This window comes from Luteimonas wenzhouensis (assembly GCF_007859305.1).
Lineage (GTDB): Bacteria > Pseudomonadota > Gammaproteobacteria > Xanthomonadales > Xanthomonadaceae > Luteimonas > Luteimonas wenzhouensis.
Genome location: NZ_VOHE01000007.1, coordinates 99,206 through 120,155, shown reverse-complemented (window position 1 = coordinate 120,155; position 20,950 = coordinate 99,206). Strand labels below are relative to the sequence as shown.

The window sequence follows — 20,950 nt, the reverse complement described above, 5'->3', positions numbered from 1 at the left end:
CCACGGGGGCGGTGGCGACGGCGTTGGCGTCACCCGTGCAGGGTGCGGCGACGGGTCCGACGCTGGCCCTGGTGTTGGGAGGAGCGCGGCGACCGGGACCCCAGATCGCGGCAGAAGCCGCTCCCACGAGGGGCGGATGCGGGGCGTGGGGTCAGGCGTCGTCGCGCGAGAACGTCAGCGTGGCGACGACGCCCTGCTGCTCGCCGGGCGCCACGCGCACGCTCCAGCCGTAGAGGTCGCACAGCCGGCGCACGATCGACAGGCCGATGCCGCCGCCCTGCGAGTGCTCGGCATGGGTGCCGCGGTAGCCGCGCTCGAACAGGCGCGCGGCATCCTCCGCGCTCAGTCCGGGGCCCGAGTCGATGACGTCCACCGCGTTGTCGCGCAGCCGCACCACGACCTCGCCCTGCTGGGTGTACTTGACCGCGTTGCCGACCAGGTTGCCCAGGGCCACGGTGACCGCGGACTCGGGCGCGTCCACCACCACCTGGCCCGGCCCGCCCTCCAGCCGCAGGGTGAGCGGCTTGCTGCCGAGCTGTCCGCGGTGCGCGTCGAACAGCTGTTCGGCCACCCGCGCCACGTCGGTGTTGCCGTGCCCGCGCTCGTTGCGCGAGAGCAGCAGCAGGGCGCTGATCAGGTCGGTGCACTGCTGCTCGGCGCGCTGGATGCGCAGCAGGCGCGCGCGGGTCTTGTCGTCGATGTCGGGCCGCGACAGCAGCAGTTCGACCGCGCCGCGGATCACCGACAGCGGCGTGCGCAACTCGTGGCTGACGTCGGCGTTGAACTCGCGGTCGCGCTGGACCACCTCGGTCAGGCGCGCAGCGTAGTCGTCGAGCGCGCGCGCCAGCTCGCCCACCTCGTCGTCGGGGAAGTGCGGCGCGAGCGGCTGCGGTTGCGTGGTGTCGCCGGACTGGCCCAGGCGCGCGGCCAGTTCCGAGACCGGCCGCATCACCCGCGACGCCGACCACCAGCCCAGCAGCAACGACAGCAGCGAGAACAGCACCACCGAGGCCACCAGGGCCAGCATGAGCTTGGTCCCGGTCTCGGCGGCGCCGGTGACGTCGTAGCGCACCAGGCTGGTGAACGGGGTGCCGTTCGGGCTCACGCCCTGGCGCACGGCCACCTTGTAGTCGTGCATGCTGCCGTCGGGCGCCTGCTGGCGCACGTCATGGATGCCCGGCGGCAGGTCCCGGTACAGCGGATCCACCTTGAACGCGTTCTGCGGGCTCCAGGTCCGGGCGTCGAAGATCAGGAAGAACGGCGGCTCGTCGGGGTTGCGCTCCACCTGTTCGACCAGGTTGCTCACCTCGCGCTCGAGCGTCTGCTCGATCAGCTGGTTCTCCAGCTTGCTGCGCACGTACAGGGTGGCCAGCGCGAACAGGGTGGTCAGGCCCAGGCCGAGCAGCAGGAACGACAGGATGATCCGCGTGCGCAGGCGCCTGCGGTAGCGGTGCTCGCGCCGGGCGCCGCGGCCGGGCTGGGCGGCCGCGGTGTCCTCAGCCGGCACCATCGGGCGCGGCGATCCGGTAGCCGATTCCGTGGCGGGTCTGGATCAGGGGCACGTCGAAGGGCTTGTCGATCACCGCGCGCAGGCCGTGGATGTGCACGCGCAGCGAGTCCGAATCCGGCAGTTCCTCGCCCCAGACCCGGGTTTCCAGGTCCTGGCGGGTGACCACCGCCGGCGAGGCCTCCATCAGCGCCTGCAGGATCTTGAGCGCGGTCGGGTTGAGCTGGACCAGCTTGCCCTGGCGTCGCACCTCGAGGGTGTCGAGGTTGTACTCGAGGTCGCCGACCTCCAGCACCCGGGTCTGCACGCCCTTGCCGCGACGCGAGAGCGCGTTCAGGCGCACCTCCACCTCCTGCAGGGCGAAGGGCTTGACCAGGTAGTCGTCGGCGCCGGAGTCGAACCCGGCCAGCTTGTTGTCCAGGCTGTCGCGGGCGGTGAGCATCAGCACCGGGGTCTGCTTGCGGGCGTCGTTGCGCAGCTTGCGGCAGACCTCCAGTCCGTCCATGCCCGGCAGGTTGAGGTCGAGCACGATCGCATCGAAGTCGTGGACCACCGCCAGGTGCAGGCCGGTGACGCCGTCGGCCGCGAAATCGACCGTATGCCCCCGGTCCTCGAGGTAGTCGCCAAGGTTGGCGGCGATGTCCTGGTTGTCTTCGATGACGAGGATGCGCATGAGCGGTTTCCGTGTGGGCGGCCTGCTTGGACCGCGGGGGCAGGTGGCGGTTCCGCCGTCGCGGGCATGCAGGGATTCTGTCACACGCCCTGGTCGCCGCCGCGTCGACACGCGCCTACAAAAGAGCCCAGACGAGGCCATCGCCTGGGCCCAATAGGACTGCCCCGATTACCGTCATCCGTTGTGCCGCCCCATGGACAAGGAAACAGGAGAGAGCGCGGAATCCGGTGGCGACAAGGTAGACCCGGAACGATTAAGTCTTTGTTAAACCATGCCGCCTCCAGACGTTAAGTCCACGACCTTGCGACGGCCCTTCAGGCGCGGCGCGGAACCGGACTTTTGCGAGCTTTTCACCGCAAATTCGACGATTTTCGCTGCAATATCGATCCCAGTCGCATCCTCGATCCCTTCCAGCCCCGGGGAGGCGTTGACCTCCAGCACCAGCGGCCCGCGACGGGAATCGATCAGGTCCACGCCCGCCACCCCCAGGCCCACCGCCGCCGCCGCCGCCACCGCCACCGCGCACTGCCCGGGGGTGGCCTGGGCCGCGTTCGCGCTGCCGCCGCGGTGCAGGTTGGAGCGGAAGTCGCCGGCCGGGGCCGTGCGTCGCATCGCCGCCACCACCCGGTCGCCGACCACGAAGCAGCGCAGGTCCGCGCCCTCGGCCTCGGCCACGAACTCCTGCACCAGGAAGTTGGCGTACAGCCCGCGCAGGGCCTCGACCACCCCGCGCGAAGCGGAGAGCTTCTCGGTCAGCATCACCCCGGCGCCCTGGGTGCCCTCGTTGAGCTTGACCACGTGCGGCGGCGGCCCGAGCAGCGACAGCAGGTCGGCGGTGTCGTCGGGGTTGTCGCCGAACACGGTGGCCGGCAGGCCGATCCCGCGTGCGGCCAGCAGCTGGTGGCAGGCGAGCTTGTCGCGCGCCAGCGCCACCGCCGCGGCCGGATTGGGCGTGTGGCTGCCCATCAGCTCGAACTGGCGCAGCACCGCGCAGCCGTAACGGGTGATCGAGGCGCCGATGCGCGGGATCACCGCGCCGTAGCCGTCGATCGCCCGGCCCTTGTAGCGCATCGAGAAGCCGTCGCTGGCGATGCGCATGTAGCAGCGCAGCGGGTCGAGCACCCGCGCGCTGTGGCCGGCGGCGCGCGCCGCCTCCACCAGCCGCCGGGTGGAGTACAGCTTGCCGTTGCGGGAGAGGATCGCGAGCTTCATGCGGACGGCGCCGGGGAGAGGCCGGAAGTGAAAACGGCGGCACCATCGTAACGATGGTGCCGCCGCCTGGATGTGGAGCGGGCGATGGGAATCGAACCCACGCTAGCAGCTTGGGAAGCTGCAGTTCTACCATTGAACTACGCCCGCGCGTGGCCCCAGTCTAAGCCCATGCGGCGCGGCCGTGCAACGCGGCGCCGGGGCCCGGCGCCGCGCCGCGGAGCCTCAGAATCCGGCCCCGATGGTCGCGAAGGCGGTGGTCTGGCGACCCCCCTTCTCGCCCTGGTTCAGGCTCACGCCGAGGTTGGCGTCGAACCCGAACAGCCGGGTGCGCGCGCCGATGGTCAGCGTGGTCCAGCTGTCGTCGTAGCCGGGGCCCGGCACCGCGTAGTCGAGCCCGGTGGACTGCGAGCGGGCGAACGCCTCGGACGGGCCGTCCTCGAACTCGCGGTCGAAGGTCAGGCGCGCGTAGGGCGCCAGGTGCGGGCCGATCTCGTAGCTCGCCTGCCAGCCCACGCTACCCACCAGCGAGTCGAACTCCTGGTCGGGGAAGGCGAGCGAGGTCGAGGAGTCGGGCGCATCCTCGGCGAAGCCGTCGATCTCGACCTGCTGCGCCACCAGTCCCAGCACCGGGCCGTGGCGCAGGGCACCCTCGCCCAGGTTCCAGCCGGCGTGGACGGCCGCGGTGAGGTTGCTGCCGTCGGTGTCGCCGCGGTGCGCGCGCAGCGCCGGGCCCAGCGGCACGGTGCGCCGGGTGTCGATGTCCAGCCGGGTGTAGCTGAGCTGTCCACCAATCCAGGCGCCGTTCCCGCCCTGCCAGCCGACGAAGCCGCCGAGCGTGGCCTCGGACTGGTCCCAGCTGCCGCGGCGCCGGCCCCAGTCGTTCTCCTGGCGGCCGTAGCCCACGAAACCGCCGTACACCAGGCCGTCGCTGCCCCAGCCCAGGCCCGCGGTCAGCGCCGGCCCGACGCCGTCGTAGCGGTCGCCGTGGCCGTAGCGCTGGAAGTCGCCGCGCAGGTCGGCCCACCAGCGCCGGCCCTCCTGGCCGGCCAGCGCCGGCAGCTGGGCGCCGACCCGCTCGGCGCGGCCGCGCCCGGTCATCGCCGCCGACCGCGGCAGCACCGCGAGCTGGCGCGGGCCTTCGATCTGGGCGATGGCCAGGTCGGCCAGCCCGCGGTGCGCGGCCGAGGACGGATGCACGCCGTCGGCGAACAGGTAGGACTGGTCCGCACCCGGGGACACGTAGGTGCCCGGATGGCAGGTGATCGACTGCGCGGTGATCTGCGGCTGGCAGGCGGTGCCGGTGACGTTGCCGTAGCCGTAGGCGGCCGGATCGGCGACCACTTCGCGCAGGAAGGTGAAGGTATCGAGCGGGATCACCTGCAGGCCCTGGGCCTGGAGCCCGCCGTAGAGCGCCTCGTTGTACGCGGCCGACAGCGCCGTGCCCTGGGCCGCCGCGACCGGGCCGCGGGCCAGGAAGGCCGGGGTCATGCCCAGGTCGGGGATGTTGGGCACCAGCACGTAGCGGGCGCCGGCCGCCTGCAGGGTGCCGACCAGGCCGACCTGGGCGGTCACCGCGGCGCCTATGATCTGCGGCGCCTGGCCGGGGTTGGCCTCCACCGAGAACAGGTCGTTGGCGCCGCCCCACACGGTGTAGAGCGCGTCCGGATCGGCGCGGCCGCCGTTGGCCGACAGGTGCGCGGCCGCCTGGGTGGCCAGCGACGGGGTCAGCCCGAACGGCGGGCCCATCCGGTCGGTGGCGACCATCGCGCCGCCCGCGGCGTAGTTGTCGCCCGACTGGCCGTTGCCGTTGGGCGTGGCGTCGGCACCGTAGTACTGCGCCAGCCATTCCGCCCAGACCAGGCCCGGGTTGGTGGTGAAGCGGCCGAGGATCGCGGCCGCCGGGTCCTGCTGCACCAACAGCGGCCGGAAATAGCCCGCGTCGGTCAGGCTGTCGCCGAAGAACACCGTGCGCGGGAAGGCGTCGCCGGCGGCGACAGGCGCCGCCGCGGCCAGCGCGAGGGCGGCGGCGAGCAGCCGGGTCGCGGGGCGGGATCGTGTCTGTGCTTGGGGCATCCTGGCTCTCCGAAGGAAATCGACGGCGGCCGCATACGCGGCCGCACGGAACCCCAAGTGTCCACGAGCCGGCAACGCCGCTCAAGCGCCGCGCGCGCCGACCGGATGCAGGGCCCGGCGCGACGGGCGACAATGGCGCCATGGACATCATCCTCAATGGCGAGACCGTCGCGGTCGGCGACGGCATCACGGTGGTGGCCCTGCTCGAGCAGCAGGGATTGGGCGCACGTCGGGTGGCGGTGGAGGTCAACGGCGAGATCGTGCCGCGCGGCCGGCACGCGGAACACCGCCTGCAGCCCGGCGACCGGATCGAGATCGTGCACGCGCTGGGCGGCGGCTGAGCGAGGCGCAACACGGCGCGGCGGCAACCGCGCACGCCGGTGGCTTTGCGCGATAATCGCGTGATGACCACGCACCCCCACCCCGAAGACGGCCTCGTCATCGCCGGCCGCACCTACCGCTCGCGCCTGCTCACCGGCACCGGCAAGTTCAAGGATCTCGACGAGACCCGCCGCGCCACCGAGGCCGCCGGCGCGGAGATCGTGACCGTGGCGATCCGCCGCACCAACATCGGCCAGGACCCGGGCGAGCCCAACCTGCTCGACGTGCTGCCGCCGGACCGCTACACGATCCTGCCCAACACCGCCGGCTGCTACACCGCCGAGGACGCGGTGCGCACTTGCCGCCTGGCGCGCGAGCTGCTCGACGGCCACAACCTGACCAAGCTCGAGGTGCTGGGCGACCAGAAGACGCTGTACCCCGACGTGGTGCAGACGCTCAAGGCCGCCGAGATGCTGGTGGCCGACGGCTTCGAGGTGATGGTCTACACCAGCGACGACCCGATCCTGGCCAAGCGCCTGGAGGAGATCGGCTGCGTGGCGGTGATGCCGCTGGCCGCGCCGATCGGCTCGGGCCTGGGCATCCAGAACCGCTACAACCTGCTGGAGATCGTGGAGAACGCGAAGGTACCGGTGCTGGTCGACGCCGGCGTGGGCACCGCCTCGGACGCGGCGATCGCGATGGAACTGGGCTGCGACGGCGTGCTGATGAACACCGCCATCGCCGGCGCGAAGGACCCGGTGCGCATGGCCCGGGCGATGAAGCTCGCGGTCGAGGCCGGGCGCCACGCCTTCCTCGCCGGGCGCATCCCGCGCAAGCGTTACGCCTCGGCCTCCTCGCCGCTCGACGGGCTGGTGGGATGAGCCCACTGCACCGCCCGCCCGCCGCGGCGGCCGTCCGCGCCTGAGCCGCGCGATGGCCGACCTGCTGCAGAAGAAGCCCTACACCACCGAGCCGGGCCGGCGCGCGGTGCGCAGCTTCGTGCTGCGCCAGGGCCGCTTCACCGAGGCCCAGCAGCGCGCGTTCGAAGCGCTGTGGCCGCGCTACGGGCTGGATTTCGAAGGCGCCGTGCGCGACTTCGACGCGGTCTTCGGCCGCCGGGCGCCGCGGGTGCTGGAAATCGGCTTCGGCAACGGCGAGGCACTGCGCCTGGCCGCCGCCCACGACCCCGGCCGCGACCACATCGGCATCGAGGTGCACGCGCCGGGCGTGGGCCGCCTGCTCAACGCCCTGGCCGCCGACGGTGCGACCAACGTGCGGGTCTACCACCACGACGCGGTCGAGGTGCTGGAGCGCGAAATCGCCGACGCCAGCCTCGACGAGGTCCGGATCTACTTCCCCGACCCCTGGCACAAGAAGCGCCACCACAAGCGGCGCCTGGTGCAGCCGGCCTTCGCCGCCCTGCTGGTGCGCAAGCTCGTCGCCGGCGGGCGCTTGCACCTCGCCACCGATTGGCGGGACTATGCCGAGCAGATGTGGGACGTGCTCGACGCCACCCCGGGACTGCGCAACCGCGCCGGCGCGCGCGGCCACGTGCCGCGTCCGCACTGGCGCCCGCAAACCCATTTCGAGACCCGCGGCCAACGCCTGGGCCACGGCGTCTGGGACCTGCTGTACGACCGGCAGGACGCCCGCCACGACGGAACGGCGCCGGAGGGCACGTGACACCGCGTCCGCGACGGATCGCCCGCGCCCACCCGCCCGCCGCACCCGGCGCGCCCGGCCCCTTCCGCGCCGCGACCGACCCGCCCCGCCGCTGATGGACCAGCTCGTCCTCACCACGGACATGAAGATCGTCCTCGGGCTGGTGGGCCTGACGATGCTCCTGTTCCTGTTCCAGCGCGTGCGCGCCGACCTGGTGGCGCTGGTGGTGCTGGTGATGCTGGGCCTCACCGGCCTGGTGCAGCCGGAGGACCTGTTCAACGGATTCTCCTCGAATGCCGTGATCAGCGTGATCGCGACCATGATCCTGGGCATGGGCCTGGACCGCACCGGCGCGCTCAACCGCCTGGCCGCCTGGCTGTTGCGGCGCGCGCGCGGCATCGAACAGCGGCTGCTGCTGCTGGTCTCGGGCATCGCCGGCCTCAACTCCTCGGTGATGCAGAACCCGTCGGTGATGGCGCTGTACCTGCCGGTGATGTCGCGGCTGTCCTCGCGCACCGGCATCCCGCTGTCGCGGATGCTGCTGCCGGTCGCCGTGGCGATCGTGACCGGCGGCGCGCTGACCATGGTCGGCACCTCGCCGCTGATCCTGCTCAACGACCTGCTGGTGGCCGCCAACGCCAACCTCCCTTCCGGCGCGGCCACGCTGGAACCGCTGAACATGTTCGCGCCGCTGCCGATCGGCCTGTCGCTGCTGGTCGCCAGCCTGCTGTACTTCCGCTTCGTGGGCGACCGCAAGCTGCGCGGCGAAGGCGACGCCAACGTCACCCCCGCGCGCACCGAAAGCTACTTCTCGCGCACCTACGGCATCGACGGCGACGTGCACGAGCTCACGGTGACCGCCGACAGCCCGCTGGTGGGCATGACCTTCGGCGAGGCCGAGGCGCTGCACAACGCGCCGCTGCTGCTGGCGCTGCGCACCGGCAACGAAGCGCGCCTGGCGCCGCCGGGCGATGCCCGGATCTGGGTGGGCAGCGTGATCGGCGCGATGGGTCCGCGCCAGCAGGTGATGGACTTCGCCCAGAACCACTTCCTGCGCATGAGCTCGCGCCTGCGCCAGTTCGCCGACCTGTTCAACCCCAGCCGCGCCGGCATCTCCGAGGCGGTGGTCCCGCCCAACTCGCGCTTCATCGGCAAGACCGCCGCCGACCTGCAGCTGCGCCGCCAGTACGGCATCAGCCTGCTGGCGATCAACCGCGACAAGACCGTGATCCGCGACAACGTGCGCAACACCCCGCTGCGCGCGGGCGACATGCTGGTGCTGCACAGCATCTGGCAGGACCTGGCCCAGGCCGCCGGCAAGCGCGACTTCGTGATCGTCACCGACTTCCCCAAGGGCGAGCAGCGGCCGCACAAGTTCCGGATCGCGATGGTGATCTTCGCGGTCACCATGCTGATCGCCGTGTCCGGGCGCGTGCCCACCTCGATCGCACTGATGACCGGCGTCGCCGGCATGCTGGTGTTCGGCGTGCTGAAGATGGACGAGGCCTATTCGGCGATTTCGTGGAAGACGGTGTTCCTGATGGCCTGCCTGATCCCGCTGGGCTGGGCCATGGACGCCAGCGGCGCCGCCGCCTGGCTGGCCGGCCACACCATCGAACGCCTGCCCGAGGGCATGCCGATCTGGCTGATCCAGTTCGCCGTCTCCCTGCTCACCGCCGCGTTCTCGATGGTGATCAGCCACGTCGGCGCGACGATCGTGGTGGTACCCTTGGCGATCAACTTCGCCCTGGCCGCCAACGGCAACCCGACCGCCTTCGCCCTGATCGTGGCCCTGTCGGCCTCGAACAACTTCGTCACCCAGTCCAATCCGGTGATGTCGATGATCACCGGCCCCGGCGGCTACCGCGCCCCCGAACTGCTGCGCATCGGCGTCCCGCTGTCGCTGCTGTACTCGTTCATCGTGGTGCTGGCGGTGAACCTGATGTTCTGAGGCGGCAGCCGCGGAAGGACTCGCGGCCCGTGGGCCGTGGCGTCCTGGCGACGCGCGCGGGGTGTCAGCCCGCCGACACGTCCTGCCGCACCTCGCCGTCCACCACCCGCACCGCCACCGCGCGCAGCGACTCGCCGCGGCACGGGCCGGCCACGCATTCGCCGCGGGCCAGTTCGAAGCTGGCACCGTGGGCGGCGCAGACCAGCAGGCCGTCCCCGGTCTTGAGGAACTGACCCGGGGCCCAGTCCAGGCGCCGGCCGGCATGGGGGCAGACGTTGAGCCAGGCCCGCACGGCGTGGCCTTCGCGGTAGAGGATGAGGGACTCGGCGCTGCCCTCCACCTCGGCCTCGACCTCGGCGAAGCCGCCGTCGGGGATGGCCTCGAGCAGGATCAGTGACTTGGGTGTCTCGGGGGTGCTCATCACGCCGATTTAACGAACCTGTTACACCTGAAAGCCGGGGGCCGCCGATACTGGGCGCCTCGCATTGTGGCACCGATGTCGATGGCCCACCTGTTCCGCACCCTCCACGCCCGTTTCGACGCTTCGCCGCTGCGCGGGGTGTTCACGCCACGCAAGCCCCGCAACCCGGTGCTGCGCGTGCTGTTGGGCCTGGTCGGTGTGGCGATCCTGTCGCTGCTGCTGGTGGTGGGCCTGGTGGTGGGCGCGGCCATGGTCTCGTTCGGCCTGCTGCGGGCCGCCTTCCGCCGGCGCCCCGCCTCCGCCCGCGGCGACGTGCTCGACGCCGAGTACCGGGTGGTGGACAAGCCGGGCCAGCCGATCCTGCGCTGAGGCCCATGCACGCCCACGACGTCGTCCCCGCGGCGCCCGTGCCGCGCATGCGCGTGCGCGGCGGCGGCACGTTCCCGGTCCGCCGCATCTATTGCGTGGGCCGCAACTTCGCCGACCACGCCCGCGAGATGGGCGCGGCCGCCCCGGCGTCGAAGGCCGAGCGCGGCACCCCGGTGTTCTTCCACAAACCCGCCGACGCCATCGTGACCGACGGCGTCGTGCCCTACCCGCCGGCGACGTCCGACCTGCACCACGAGGTGGAACTGGTGGTGGCGCTGGGCCGCGACGCGCCGCCGGGCGTGCTGCCGGTGGCCGACGCCGCGGCGCTGGTGTTCGGCTACGGCATCGGCCTGGACCTGACCCGCCGCGACCTGCAGGCCAGGGCCAAGGCCGGCGGCCTGCCGTGGGACAGCGCCAAGGGCTTCGATGCCTCGGCCCCGGTGAGCGAGCTGGTGCCCGCGGCCGACGTCGGCGCGCTGGAGGCGCGCGTGCTGTCGCTCGAGGTCAACGGCCAGCTGCGCCAGCGCTCCACGCTCGACCAGCTGATCTGGGACGTGCCCGAGATCCTGCACGAGCTGTCGAAGCTCTACGCGCTGCGCGCCGGCGACCTGGTCTTCATGGGCACCCCCGCCGGCGTAGCCGCGCTGCGGCCGGGTGACGCCTGCGTGGCCAGGCTCGACCAGCTCCTCGAACTGCATTGCCAGCTGGGCGCGTCCGTCGCATAGTGCGCGCGACCGCTAGGCAGCCGTTCCCCGACACCAGGAGACGTCCATGGGCATGATGACCGAGTTCAAGGAATTCGCGATGCGCGGCAACGTGATCGACCTCGCCGTCGGCGTGGTCATCGGCGCCGCGTTCGGCAAGATCGTCACCTCGCTGGTGGACCAGATCATCATGCCGCCGATCGGCCTGCTGCTGGGCGGCGTGGACTTCTCCGACCTCGCCTGGACCCTGCGCGAGGCCACCGTCAACGCCGCCGGCGAGGAAGTGCCCGCGGTCGCGATCGGCGTCGGCGAGTTCATCAACACCGTGGTCCAGTTCCTGATCGTGGCCTTCGCGATCTTCATGGTGGTGCGCACCATCAACCGCCTGCACCGCAAGCCCGAGCCCGCGCCCGAGGCGCCGCCGGAGCCGTCCGAGGAAGTGGTGCTGCTGCGCGAAATTCGCGACTCGCTGAAGAAATAACCCGACTTCCCGCACATGTGGATCCGACCGCGGGCCGGCAGGCTCGCGCGGACATGCCTTGCCCGGAGGAACCCCAACGATGCGCCTTGCCACGCTGCTCCTGTCCGCCTGCCTGCTGCCCGCCCAGGCCGTCGTCGCCGGCCAGACCCGCATCCCCCAGGCCGCGCTGGACGTCGCGGCGCAACTGCGCGAGCAGGCCCTGGCCGACGGCACCGCGTGGAGGGTGGTCGAGTCGCTGACCACCGAAGTCGGTCCGCGCCTGCCCGGTAGCGAGGCCGACGCGCGCGCCGTGGCCTGGGCCCAGGCCAAGCTGCGCGAGCTGGGCTACGACAAGGTCTGGATCGAACCGGTCACCTTCCCGACCTGGGAGCGCCGCGGCGAAAGCGCGGAGGTGCTCGGCGCACACGCGCAGCCACTGGTGGTGACCGCGCTCGGCGGCAGCCCGGGCGGCACGGTCGAGGGCGAGGTCGTGCGCTTCGAGAGCCTGGAGGCGCTACGTGCGGCTCCGGAGGGTTCGCTGGCGGGCAAGATCGCCTTCGTCGACCAGCCGATGGAGCGCGCGCGCGACGGCAGCAACTACGGCAAGGCCGGCGCGGTGCGCAGCCGCGGCCCGTCCGAGGCGATCCGCAAGGGTGCTGCCGGCTTCCTGATGCGCTCGCTCGGCACCACCCGCCACCGCGTGGCCAACACCGGCATCACCCGTTTCGACGAAGGGCTGGAGCCGATCCCGTCGGCGGCGCTGTCGCTGCCCGACGCCGACCAGCTGGCGCGGCTGCTGGCCCGCGGCCCGGTGCGCGTGCGCCTGGCCCTGGACTGCGGCTGGACCGGCGAGCAATACACCTCGCACAACGTGATCGGCGAAATCACCGGGCGCGAGGCGCCGCAGGAGGTGGTGCTGATCGGCGCGCACCTCGACTCCTGGGACCTGGGCACCGGCGCGGTGGACGACGCCTCGGGCGTGGCCATCACCATGGCCGCCGGGCACCTGGTCGGGCAGCTGCCGCAGCGTCCGCGCCGCACGATCCGCGTGGTCGCCTTCGCCAACGAGGAGCAGGGCCTGATCGGCGCGCGCGAGTACGCGCGGCGCCATGCCGGCGAGGTGGCCAACCACGTGATCGCGGCCGAGAGCGATTTCGGCGCCGGTCGCATCTATGGCTTCAACACCAGCGCGCCGGAGTCGGCGCAGGCGGCGGTGCGCGAGATCGCCGCCGCGCTCGCGCCGCTGGGCATCGAGCACCTGCCCGGCCGCGGCGGCCCGGGCCCGGACATCTCGCCGCTGGCCGCGATCGGCGGCGCCTGGGCCTGGCTGGGCCAGGACGGCAGCCGCTACTTCGACCTGCACCACAACGCCGACGACACGCTGGACAAGGTCGATCCCGACGACCTGGCGCAGAACGTCGCCGCCTACGCGGTGCTGTCCTGGCTGGCGGCCGAAGCCGAAGGCGGGTTCGGCAGCGCACCCAGGCCGGCGGGCGCCAACGAGTAGGACCTGCGCCGGCGCCCGCGCGGGCTTGACGGGATCATCCTGCTTCCGGCGCGCGTCCGCTTGGCCAGGTGCCGGGCCGGCCGTCTCGCGGCCGCCGGATCCGTTCCGGCCCTGCCTGCCCCGGCACCAGACCGCAGCCGGGGCCACGCCCGAACGGACCGCGGCAAGCGGAGAGGGTTGGGGTGGGGCCTGCGTCCGTGACTACTGCTTCCCCCGCGCCCACTGCGCCAGCAGCACCGCCGTGGCCGCCGCCACGTTGAGGCTTTCCACCGCGCCGCTGCCCGGGATCGACAGGCGCAGGTCGCAGGCCGCGGCCAACGCTTCGCCCATGCCCTCGCCCTCCGCGCCGAGCACGTACACCAGGCGCCGCGGCAGCGCCGCCCGGAACAGGTCGTCGCCGTCGCGCACCACGGTGGCCGCGAGCGACAACCCGGCCGCGCGCAGCCGTGCGATCGCGTCGTCGGTGGGCCCGAGCCGCACCAGCGGCACGTGCTCGGCGCCCCCTTCGGCGACCCGCGCGGCCGCGCCCGACAGCGACAGCGTCGACGACTCCGGCAGCAGCAGGGCGGCGGCGCCGAAGTGCGCGGCCGAGCGCAGGATCGCGCCGAGGTTGTGCGGATTGCCCACGCCGTCCAGCCACAGCGCGCAGCACGGACCATCCGGCAACGCGGACAGCCACTGCTCCAGCGCCAGCGGCGGCTCGCGCAGGACGTCCGCCACCACGCCCTCGTGGTGGGTGCTGGCCGAGAGCCGGCGCAGTTCCTCAACGTCCTCCACCACGCGATAGCCGATGCGGTGGGCCACGCACCACTTGAGCAGCGGCTGCAGCGTCGGGATGCGATCGGGCGCCAGGTAGAGCTTGCGAATCGCCTGCGGACGTCGCGCGAACACCGCCTGCACCGCGTTCAGGCCATGCAGCCGGACCTCTTCGCCGCGCCCGCCGTCGTCGCGACGCGGGCGCGGCACGGCCTCGCGCCGCTCGCGCCCGGCCCCCGCGCCCCGCGTCCGCGGGCCGGACCAGGGCCCGTCGCGTTCCGGCGACGGCGGCGGCGGGCGCCGGCCCATCTCACCTGGCCCTGCGCCAGAAGTCGGCATTGCGGATCCCCAGCGCTTCCGGGTCGAACACCGGGTCGACGCCCTGCGCCTTCTGCCGCTCATAGTCGCGCAGCGCCAGCAGCGCCGGCTTCTGCAGCACCAGGATGGCGACGATGTTGAGCCAGGCCATCAGCCCCACGCCGATGTCGCCCAGCGTCCAGGCCGCGCCAGCGCTGCGCACCGCGCCCAGGATCACCGCCAGCAGAATGGCGACGCGCAGCACCAGGGTCATCCACGGCCGGTGCACCTTGCGGTTGATGTAGGCGATGTTGGTCTCGGCCATGTAGTAGTAGGCGACGATGGTGGTGAAGGCGAAGAACAGCAGCGCCAGCGCCACGAACCCGGCCCCGTAGCCGGGCAGCACCGATTCCACCGCCGCCTGGGCGAACCCCGGGCCGGCCTCCACCCCGGGCAGGGCCTCGACCAGCATCACCCCCTCGGGCGTGGCGACGTTGTACATGCCGGTGGAGATGATCATGAACGCGGTGGCCGAGCACACCAGCAGGGTGTCGACGTAGACCGAGAACGCCTGCACGTAGCCCTGCTTGGCCGGATGGCTGACCTCGGCCGCGGCGGCCGCGTGCGGGCCGGTGCCCTGGCCGGCCTCGTTCGAATAGATTCCGCGCTTGACGCCCCACTCCACCGCCAGGCCGAGCATCGCGCCGAAGCCGGCCTCCATGCCGAAGGCGCTGCGGAAGATCAGCGACACCATCTGCGGCACCTGCTCGGCGTTGAGCACCATGATCACGAATGCCACCAGCATGTAGGCCAGCGCCATGAACGGCACCACCAGCTCGGCGAAGCGGGCGATGCGCTTGACGCCGCCGAAGATGATGAAGCCCAGCGCCAGCACCACGCCGGTCGCGGTGACGGTGACCGGAATGTTCCAGGCGTTGGCCATGCCCGAGGCGATGCCGTTGGCCTGCACGCCGGGCAGGAAGAAGCCGGTGGCCATGATCGTGGCGATCGCGAACAGCCACGCGTACCACTTCTGGCCCATCGCCTTCTCGATGTAGTACGCCGGGCCGCCGCGGTAGCGGCCTTCGTCGTCGCGCTCCTTGTAGATCTGGGCCAGGGTCGATTCGACGTAGGCGGTCGAAGCGCCCAGGAAGGCCATCACCCACATCCAGAACACCGCGCCCGGGCCGCCGAACGCGATCGCGGTGGCCACGCCGGCGATGTTGCCGATGCCCACCCGCCCCGACAGCGACATCGCCAGGGCCTGGAACGAGGACACCCCCGCCTCCGAGGACTTGCCCGACAGCAGCAGGCGGACCATCTCCCGCACGCTGCGCAGCTGCATGAAGCGCGTCCGGATCGAGAACCACAGTCCCGCGCCCAGGCACAGGGCGATCAGCGCCTTGCTCCAGATGACGCCGTTCAGCCAGTCAAGGAATGCTTCCACGGATCGGTTCTCCCCGGTGATGATGGGTCGCGGCGCCGGGCGCCGGGCGACGAAGGCGACACGATAACGGCATCGGCCCGGCTCGCGCCACGCCCGATGGGCATCCGGCGACTCATCCTTCCCTGATGCGGGCGAACAGGCGCAGGTCGTGGACCTCGCCGCGTTTGCGCACCGCCCGGCGCAGGACGCCCTCCTCGACGAAGCCGTTCTTTTCCAGCACCCTGGCCGAGGCCTGGTTGAAGTCCAGCACGACGGCCTGCAGGCGCAGGATCTCGAGCACATCCATCACCCAAGGCGCATACGCCGCGACGACGCGCGTCATCAGCCCCCTGCCCCAGCAGTCACGCCCGAGCCAGTAGCCCAGCTCGGCCCCGATCGCGCGCTCGCCCGCCAGCCGCCGTGCGCCGATGCCGCCACGCGCCTGGCCGTCGACCTCGATCGCGAACACCGGATCGGAGAAATCGACCACGCGACCGGCGAGGAAGGCCTCGCCGTCGCCGCGCGTATACGGATGCGGGAACCGGTCGCTGGTGCCGCGCGAGACCTCCGCGTCGTCGGCGTGCCTGAGCAGCGCCTCCAGGTCACCCGCGCGCCACGGCCGCAGCCGCACGCCGCCACCCACGTCGATCCGCACGCCGCTCCAGTCCACGTGCGCGCTCCCGCGACCGCGACTCAGGCGTGGCCGCCCACGGGCGCGGTCTCCGCTTCTAGCTGCTCGAGCTTGCGCGCCAGTGCGTCCGGCGACCGGGTGAAAGGCGCCAGCAGCGCGTAAAACGCAGGCACCACGAACAGCGACAGCAGGGTGGCGAACGCGACGCCGGAGATGATCACCACGCCGATCGTGGCGCGGCTGGCCGACCCCGGCCCGCCCGCGACCACCAGCGGCACCGCGCCCATGACCGTCGCCGCCGAGGTCATCAGGATCGGGCGCAGGCGCACCGCCGACGCCTCGGCGATCGCCTCGCGCACGCTGCGGCCCGCGTCGCGCAGCTGGTTGGCGAACTCGACGATCAGGATGCCGTTCTTCGCCGCCAGGCCCACCAGCATCACGATCCCGATCTGGCTGAACAGGTTGAGCGTGCCGCCGGTCGCCCACAGCCCGATCAGCGCACCCAGCACCGCCAGGGGCACGGTGAGCATGATCACCAGCGGATGGATGAAGCTCTCGAACTGGGCCGCCAGCACCAGGTACACGATCAGCAGCGCCATGGTGAAGGTCACCAGCACCGCGCCGCCCGCACGCTGGTACTCGCGGGTCTCGCCCTTCCAGTCGATCTGGGCGTACTCGGGCAGCTCCTCGGCCACGATGCGCCGGGTCCATTCGATCGCCTCGCCCATGCTGTAGCCGGGCGCGAGGCCGGCGCTGATGGTGATCGCGCGCAGCCGGTTGAAGCGGTTGAACGTGCCCGGCTCGGCGATCTCGGCCAGGGTTACCAGGTTGGACAGCGGCACCATCGTGCCGTCGCGGCTGCGCACATAGGTATTGGCCAGGTCGGCCGGCGTCATCCGCGCCTCGCGACCGGCCTGCACCATCACCTCGTACTCCTCGCCGTCCTCGACGAAGGTGGTGACCCGGCGCGAGCCCATCATGGTCTCGAGCGTGCGCCCGATCTCGTTGACCGACACGCCCAGGTCGGCCGCCCGCGCGCGGTCGATCTCCACCCGCATCTGCGGCCGGGTCTCCTTGTAGTCCGAATCGGGATCCATGATCCCCGGGTTCTCCTCCATCCGCGCCAGCACCCGATCGCGCCACTCGGCCAGTTCGTCGTAGTCCGGCCCGCCCAGCACCAGCTGGTAGCGCTGGCCACGGCTGCCGACCAGGCCGCCGGGGACGTTGGCGCGCACCTGCACCCCGGGCAGGTCGGCGAACCGCTCGCGCACCTGCGCCACCACGTCGCTGGTGGCCACGTTGCGCTTGTTCCAGTCCTCGAGGAACACGATCACCTGGCCGGTGTGCATCTCCTCGCTGCCGCCCCAGCCGCGCGGCACCCGCGCGTTGGCGCGCTGGATCGGCTTGCCCTCGCCCACCTGCTCGAGCAGGATCCGCTCGACCTGCTGCATCTGCGAGACGGTGTAATCGAAGCCGGCGCCCTCCGGCCCGTCCATCATCAGGAAGAAGCGGCCGCGGTCCTCGGCCGGCGCCAGTTCGCTGGGCACGCGCACGAACAGCACCGCCGCCACCACCGCGCAACCGGCCATCACCGCGAGGACCACGGCCAGCAGCCGCACCGGCGCCATCGACACCAGGCGCCGCACGCGGCGGCCGTAGCCGGCGCTGACCCTGGCCAGCTGCCGGTTCATCCAGGCGTTGAATCCGGTCACCTTGCCGTGCGGCCGCAGCAGCTTCGAGCACATCATCGGGGTCAGGGTCAGGGCCACGAAGGCCGACAGCGCCACCGCCGACGCCAGCGCCACGGACAGTTCGCGGAACAGCCGCCCGGTGTTGCCCTCCATCAGGCCCACCGGCAGGAACACCGACACCAGCACCGCGGTCGTCGCGATCACCGCGAACGCCACCTGCGCGGTGCCGCGCCGGGCGGCGACAAGCGGCGGCTCGCCGAGGTCGCAGCGGCGCTGCGCGTTCTCCAGCACGATGATCGCGTCGTCCACCACCAGGCCGATGCACAGCACCAGGGCGAGCAGGGTGAGCAGGTTGATCGAGTAGCCGAACGCGTAGAGGGCGATGAACGCGGCGATCAGGCACACCGGCACGGTCACGGCCGGGATCAGCGCCGCGCGCAGGCTGCCCAGGAACAGCCAGATTACCAGGAACACCAGCACCATCGCCTCCAACAGCGTCCAGTACACGCGCTTGATCGAGGCGTCGATGAAGGTGGTACCGTCGTAGGCGACGAAGATGTCGGTGCCCTCGGGCAGGGTCTGCTGGATCAGCTCGGCCTCGGCGCGGGCCGCGCGTGCCACGTCCAGCGCGTTCGCGGTGGAGGTGCGCACGATCCCCAGGCCCACGTTCGGCACCCCGTTGCTGCGCAGGTAGGCGCGCCGCTCCTCCGGGCCCAGCTCCACCTCGGCCACGTCGCCCAGCCGCACCACGTAGCCGTCCTCGCCCTTGCGCAGCGGCATCTGCGCGAACTGCCCGGGCGCGCGGTAGCCGCGCTCCACGCGCAGGGTGAAGTCGCGGTCGGCCGACTCGATGCGGCCGGCGGGCAGTTCGACGTTCTCGCTGCGCAGCGCGGCCTCGATGTCGGAAGCGGTGATGCCACGCGCGGCCATCGCGTCGCGGTCGAGCCAGATCCGCATGGCGTAACGCTGGCCGCCGCCCAGCTGCACCCGCGCCACGCCGTCGAGCGCCGACAGCCGGTCGACGATGTAGCGGTCGGCGTAGTCGGTCAGCTCCATGGTGTCCATGGTCGTGGAGCGCATGTTCAGCCATACGATCACGTCGGCGTCCGCCTCCACCTTGGCGATCTCGGGCGGATCGGCCTCGTCTGGCAGGCGGTCCATCACCCGGCTGATGCGGTCGCGCACGTCGTTGGCCGCGGCCTCGATGTCGCGGGTGAGGTTGAATTCGATGGTCACGTCGGAGCGGCCGTTGCGGCTGCTCGACTGGATGGTGTAGATGCCCTCGATGCCCGAAAGCGCGTCCTCCAGGATCTGGGTGACCCGGGTCTCGACCACGGCCGCCGACGCGCCGGGGTAGGTCACGTCCACCGACACGATCGGCGGGTCGATGTTCGGCAATTCGCGCAGGGTCAGGCGCATGAAGGACATCAGCCCGACCACCACCAGGAGCAGGCTGATGACCGTGGCGAAGACCGGGCGCCGGATCGAAAGGTCGGACAGCTTCATCGCCGGTCAGCCCCCGGCTCCGTCGCCGCTTCCGTTGCCTTCGCCGGTCGCCGGGGAGGCCGCGGCGTCGCTGATCGCCATGCCCGGGCGCAGCTTCCCGGTGCCCTCCACCACGATCCGGTCGCCCGCGGCCAACCCCTCGAGGATCTCGACCGCCCCGGCGCGGCGCTCGCCCACGCGCACCATCGCCCGTTCCACGGTCCCCTCGCCGGTCACCCGCCAGGCGAAGGTCTCGCGGCCCACCTGCACCACGGCGATCTCTGGCACCACCAGCGCCTGCCGCGACGCGTGGCCGAGCTCGACCTGGAGCAGCATGCCCGGCCGCAGCCGGCGCTCGGGGTTCGGGAAATCTCCGCGCACGGTGATCGCCCGGGTGGCCGGGTCCACCCGGGCATCGATGCTCGACACCTCGCCGGCGAACTCCACCCCCGGCCAGGCCACGCTGGTCGCGGCCAGCGGCAGCCCTTCGGCCAGGCGCGCCAGGTGCACTTCGGGCACAGGGAAATCCACGTACACCCGCGAGAGGTCGTCGAGGGTCGCCACCACCGTGCCCGGCGTGACCAGCGCGCCCGGGCTGACCTGGCGGATCCCCAGCCGGCCGGCGAACGGCGCGCGGATGTGGCGGTCGCCGATGTCGGCGCGCATCTGCGCCACCCGCGCCAGCGCCGCGTCGCGCGTGGCCCGTTGGGTGTCGAGCTGGGAGCGCGAGATCAGCTGCTGCTGCACCAGCTCGCGGCCACGGCGGTACTGCTGCTCGGCCTCGCGGGCGGCCGCCTCCGCGACTTCCAGCGCCGCCTGCTGCTGCCGGCCCGACAGCGTGACCAGGGTGGCCCCGGCCTCGACCTCGTCGCCGCTCTCGAAATGCACCCGCTCGACGGTCTCGCTGACCTTGGCGGTGACCTCCACCGACTCGCGCGCCTTCACCGTGCCCAGCGCCGAGATCGTGTCCTGCCACGGCGACGGTGCCACCACGGCGGTGGTCACCACCGCGGCCGGCGCCTGGCCGCGCGCGCCGTTGGACGGGGCCGACTCGCCGCAGCCGGCGAACAGGAACACCGCGCAGGCCGGGACCAGCAGGGCGCGCAGCGACGGAACGGGGAAATCAACGGACATCATCAACCGGCTCGACTGCAACCGGCCGATTCTAGCGGTCACTCCGTGACACGGGGCGTGCCATAAGGCCTGCCTTTCGCAGCCCGATCCGTGTCAACCCCGGGGCCACCCGAGCGTTACCGCGCCCCTATTCGAGCCACGACAGCGCCGGCTTGATCCGCACCGGCAGCCGCGACCACCCATCGAACCCGACGTCCTCCACCAGCCTGCGCCGGAACACCCGCAGCGCCGCCAGCACCTGCTCGGTCTTCTCGCGGCACTCGGGCAGCCGGTACACCCGCTCCCCGTGCACCAGCTTGTTGCGCATCGCCACGGCCGCCGGCACGTGCTGCCACCGGGCCGCGCCGATGTACTCGGCCAGCGACTGCCCGCCGGGCGCGAACACCGGCCACAGCTCGCGCAGCCGGTCGAAGCCCAGCCGGTCGAACAGCACCTTCGCCTGCCGCGACGTGAATCCGCGCCGCACCGCGCAACAGCGCAGCGACCGGCGCAGCGTCTTCTCCAGGGTGAACACCGAGGTGATCAGCGCCTCGGCGTGGTGCCCATGCTGGCGAAGCGCCGCGATCCGGCGCTCGGCCTCCTCGAATCCAAGCGTGACCGGGTACATCGCGACTCCAGGCGACCAGGGGACGGCACCGTTGCCCGCCGGTGCCGTGCGCGGGCGGCCAGC

The 20,950-nt window shown here is 72.1% G+C and carries 19 protein-coding genes and 1 tRNA gene; 8 read left to right on the top strand and 12 right to left on the bottom strand.

Translation table 11 applies throughout. The features are described from left to right. Window positions 1-151 precede the first annotated feature (151 nt). From FQY79_RS12685 to FQY79_RS12665, 5 genes are all read right to left on the bottom strand, one after another. On the bottom strand, window positions 152-1,510 hold the full coding sequence (locus FQY79_RS12685) for a sensor histidine kinase (RefSeq protein ID WP_146313277.1): 1,359 nt from the start codon (window positions 1,508-1,510) through the stop codon (window positions 152-154). Further along, entirely contained in the window at window positions 1,497-2,180 is a 684-nt protein-coding gene (locus FQY79_RS12680; protein ID WP_146313276.1) for a response regulator transcription factor, read from the bottom strand. Before FQY79_RS12680 ends, FQY79_RS12685 begins: the two co-directional genes overlap by 14 nt. Before the next feature lie 264 nt (window positions 2,181-2,444). Next, window positions 2,445-3,392 carry a 30S ribosomal protein S6--L-glutamate ligase gene (gene rimK / locus FQY79_RS12675; RefSeq protein WP_146313275.1) on the bottom strand — a complete coding sequence of 316 codons (948 nt, stop codon included), beginning with the start codon at window positions 3,390-3,392 and terminating at the stop codon, window positions 2,445-2,447. Window positions 3,393-3,465: 73 nt separating this feature from the next. Beyond that, window positions 3,466-3,539, bottom strand: a tRNA-Gly gene (locus tag FQY79_RS12670). A 75-nt stretch (window positions 3,540-3,614) separates the two neighbouring features. Further along, on the bottom strand, window positions 3,615-5,465 hold the full coding sequence (locus FQY79_RS12665) for an autotransporter domain-containing protein (protein ID WP_146313274.1): 1,851 nt from the start codon (window positions 5,463-5,465) through the stop codon (window positions 3,615-3,617). Between the two features lie 140 nt (window positions 5,466-5,605). Between FQY79_RS12665 and thiS the strand changes: the two genes are divergently transcribed. From thiS to FQY79_RS12645, 4 genes are all read left to right on the top strand, one after another. Next, a complete protein-coding gene (gene thiS / locus FQY79_RS12660; protein ID WP_146313273.1) occupies window positions 5,606-5,806 on the top strand; it encodes a sulfur carrier protein ThiS in 201 nt (66 codons plus the stop codon). A gap of 63 nt (window positions 5,807-5,869) precedes the next feature. Beyond that, window positions 5,870-6,667, top strand: coding sequence for a thiazole synthase (locus tag FQY79_RS12655; protein WP_146313272.1), 798 nt, complete (start codon window positions 5,870-5,872; stop codon window positions 6,665-6,667). 52 nt (window positions 6,668-6,719) lie between these two features. Next, window positions 6,720-7,469 carry a tRNA (guanosine(46)-N7)-methyltransferase TrmB gene (gene trmB / locus FQY79_RS12650; RefSeq protein WP_146313271.1) on the top strand — a complete coding sequence of 250 codons (750 nt, stop codon included), beginning with the start codon at window positions 6,720-6,722 and terminating at the stop codon, window positions 7,467-7,469. 94 nt (window positions 7,470-7,563) lie between these two features. Continuing rightward, window positions 7,564-9,399 carry an SLC13 family permease gene (locus tag FQY79_RS12645; RefSeq protein WP_146313270.1) on the top strand — a complete coding sequence of 612 codons (1,836 nt, stop codon included), beginning with the start codon at window positions 7,564-7,566 and terminating at the stop codon, window positions 9,397-9,399. A gap of 64 nt (window positions 9,400-9,463) precedes the next feature. Here FQY79_RS12645 and FQY79_RS12640 read toward each other — a convergent pair whose 3' ends face one another. Continuing rightward, window positions 9,464-9,820: a Rieske (2Fe-2S) protein gene (locus tag FQY79_RS12640; RefSeq protein WP_146313269.1), complete on the bottom strand. Its 357-nt coding sequence runs from the start codon at window positions 9,818-9,820 to the stop codon at window positions 9,464-9,466. A 75-nt stretch (window positions 9,821-9,895) separates the two neighbouring features. Between FQY79_RS12640 and FQY79_RS12635 the strand changes: the two genes are divergently transcribed. The 4 genes from FQY79_RS12635 (at window position 9,896) to FQY79_RS12620 (ending at window position 12,860) form a co-directional block, all read left to right on the top strand. Then, window positions 9,896-10,189 carry a hypothetical protein gene (locus FQY79_RS12635; RefSeq protein ID WP_246123117.1) on the top strand — a complete coding sequence of 98 codons (294 nt, stop codon included), beginning with the start codon at window positions 9,896-9,898 and terminating at the stop codon, window positions 10,187-10,189. Between the two features lie 5 nt (window positions 10,190-10,194). Further along, on the top strand, window positions 10,195-10,914 hold the full coding sequence (locus FQY79_RS12630) for a fumarylacetoacetate hydrolase family protein (protein ID WP_146313268.1): 720 nt from the start codon (window positions 10,195-10,197) through the stop codon (window positions 10,912-10,914). Between the two features lie 46 nt (window positions 10,915-10,960). Beyond that, window positions 10,961-11,374: a large-conductance mechanosensitive channel protein MscL gene (mscL, locus tag FQY79_RS12625; RefSeq protein WP_146313267.1), complete on the top strand. Its 414-nt coding sequence runs from the start codon at window positions 10,961-10,963 to the stop codon at window positions 11,372-11,374. Between the two features lie 79 nt (window positions 11,375-11,453). Then, window positions 11,454-12,860, top strand: a complete 1,407-nt coding sequence (locus FQY79_RS12620) for a M28 family peptidase (protein WP_146313266.1) — start codon at window positions 11,454-11,456, stop codon at window positions 12,858-12,860. Between the two features lie 201 nt (window positions 12,861-13,061). On the opposite strand, the gene FQY79_RS12615 is transcribed toward FQY79_RS12620, so the two are convergent. The 6 genes from FQY79_RS12615 to FQY79_RS12590 form a co-directional block, all read right to left on the bottom strand. Continuing rightward, window positions 13,062-13,925 (bottom strand): TrmH family RNA methyltransferase, encoded by an 864-nt coding sequence (locus FQY79_RS12615; protein ID WP_146313265.1) that lies wholly within the window; start codon window positions 13,923-13,925, stop codon window positions 13,062-13,064. Window position 13,926: 1 nt separating this feature from the next. Then, a complete protein-coding gene (locus tag FQY79_RS12610; RefSeq protein ID WP_146313264.1) occupies window positions 13,927-15,360 on the bottom strand; it encodes an alanine/glycine:cation symporter family protein in 1,434 nt (477 codons plus the stop codon). 112 nt (window positions 15,361-15,472) lie between these two features. Beyond that, window positions 15,473-16,009 (bottom strand): GNAT family N-acetyltransferase, encoded by a 537-nt coding sequence (locus tag FQY79_RS12605; RefSeq protein ID WP_146313263.1) that lies wholly within the window; start codon window positions 16,007-16,009, stop codon window positions 15,473-15,475. Window positions 16,010-16,032: 23 nt separating this feature from the next. Beyond that, window positions 16,033-19,167: an efflux RND transporter permease subunit gene (locus FQY79_RS12600; protein ID WP_146313262.1), complete on the bottom strand. Its 3,135-nt coding sequence runs from the start codon at window positions 19,165-19,167 to the stop codon at window positions 16,033-16,035. Between the two features lie 6 nt (window positions 19,168-19,173). Continuing rightward, window positions 19,174-20,280, bottom strand: coding sequence for an efflux RND transporter periplasmic adaptor subunit (locus tag FQY79_RS12595; RefSeq protein WP_146313322.1), 1,107 nt, complete (start codon window positions 20,278-20,280; stop codon window positions 19,174-19,176). Between the two features lie 127 nt (window positions 20,281-20,407). Continuing rightward, window positions 20,408-20,887: a hypothetical protein gene (locus FQY79_RS12590; RefSeq protein ID WP_146313261.1), complete on the bottom strand. Its 480-nt coding sequence runs from the start codon at window positions 20,885-20,887 to the stop codon at window positions 20,408-20,410. Window positions 20,888-20,950 lie beyond the last annotated feature (63 nt).

Excerpts from the sequence above, each read along its gene's own strand:
- rimK (WP_146313275.1), bottom strand. The coding sequence starts at position 3,392 with ATGAAGCTCGCGATCCTCTCCCGCAACGGCAAGCTGTACTCCACCCGG.
- FQY79_RS12685 (WP_146313277.1), bottom strand. The coding sequence starts at position 1,510 with ATGGTGCCGGCTGAGGACACCGCGGCCGCCCAGCCCGGCCGCGGCGCC.
- FQY79_RS12600 (WP_146313262.1), bottom strand. The coding sequence starts at position 19,167 with ATGAAGCTGTCCGACCTTTCGATCCGGCGCCCGGTCTTCGCCACGGTC.
- FQY79_RS12680 (WP_146313276.1), bottom strand. The coding sequence starts at position 2,180 with ATGCGCATCCTCGTCATCGAAGACAACCAGGACATCGCCGCCAACCTT.
- FQY79_RS12615 (WP_146313265.1), bottom strand. The coding sequence starts at position 13,925 with ATGGGCCGGCGCCCGCCGCCGCCGTCGCCGGAACGCGACGGGCCCTGG.
- FQY79_RS12665 (WP_146313274.1), bottom strand. The coding sequence starts at position 5,465 with ATGCCCCAAGCACAGACACGATCCCGCCCCGCGACCCGGCTGCTCGCC.
- FQY79_RS12645 (WP_146313270.1), top strand. The coding sequence starts at position 7,564 with ATGGACCAGCTCGTCCTCACCACGGACATGAAGATCGTCCTCGGGCTG.
- FQY79_RS12590 (WP_146313261.1), bottom strand. The coding sequence starts at position 20,887 with ATGTACCCGGTCACGCTTGGATTCGAGGAGGCCGAGCGCCGGATCGCG.
- FQY79_RS12630 (WP_146313268.1), top strand. The coding sequence starts at position 10,195 with ATGCACGCCCACGACGTCGTCCCCGCGGCGCCCGTGCCGCGCATGCGC.
- thiS (WP_146313273.1), top strand. The coding sequence starts at position 5,606 with ATGGACATCATCCTCAATGGCGAGACCGTCGCGGTCGGCGACGGCATC.
- trmB (WP_146313271.1), top strand. The coding sequence starts at position 6,720 with ATGGCCGACCTGCTGCAGAAGAAGCCCTACACCACCGAGCCGGGCCGG.
- FQY79_RS12640 (WP_146313269.1), bottom strand. The coding sequence starts at position 9,820 with ATGAGCACCCCCGAGACACCCAAGTCACTGATCCTGCTCGAGGCCATC.
- FQY79_RS12595 (WP_146313322.1), bottom strand. The coding sequence starts at position 20,280 with ATGTCCGTTGATTTCCCCGTTCCGTCGCTGCGCGCCCTGCTGGTCCCG.
- FQY79_RS12635 (WP_246123117.1), top strand. The coding sequence starts at position 9,896 with ATGTCGATGGCCCACCTGTTCCGCACCCTCCACGCCCGTTTCGACGCT.
- mscL (WP_146313267.1), top strand. The coding sequence starts at position 10,961 with ATGGGCATGATGACCGAGTTCAAGGAATTCGCGATGCGCGGCAACGTG.
- FQY79_RS12655 (WP_146313272.1), top strand. The coding sequence starts at position 5,870 with ATGACCACGCACCCCCACCCCGAAGACGGCCTCGTCATCGCCGGCCGC.
- FQY79_RS12620 (WP_146313266.1), top strand. The coding sequence starts at position 11,454 with ATGCGCCTTGCCACGCTGCTCCTGTCCGCCTGCCTGCTGCCCGCCCAG.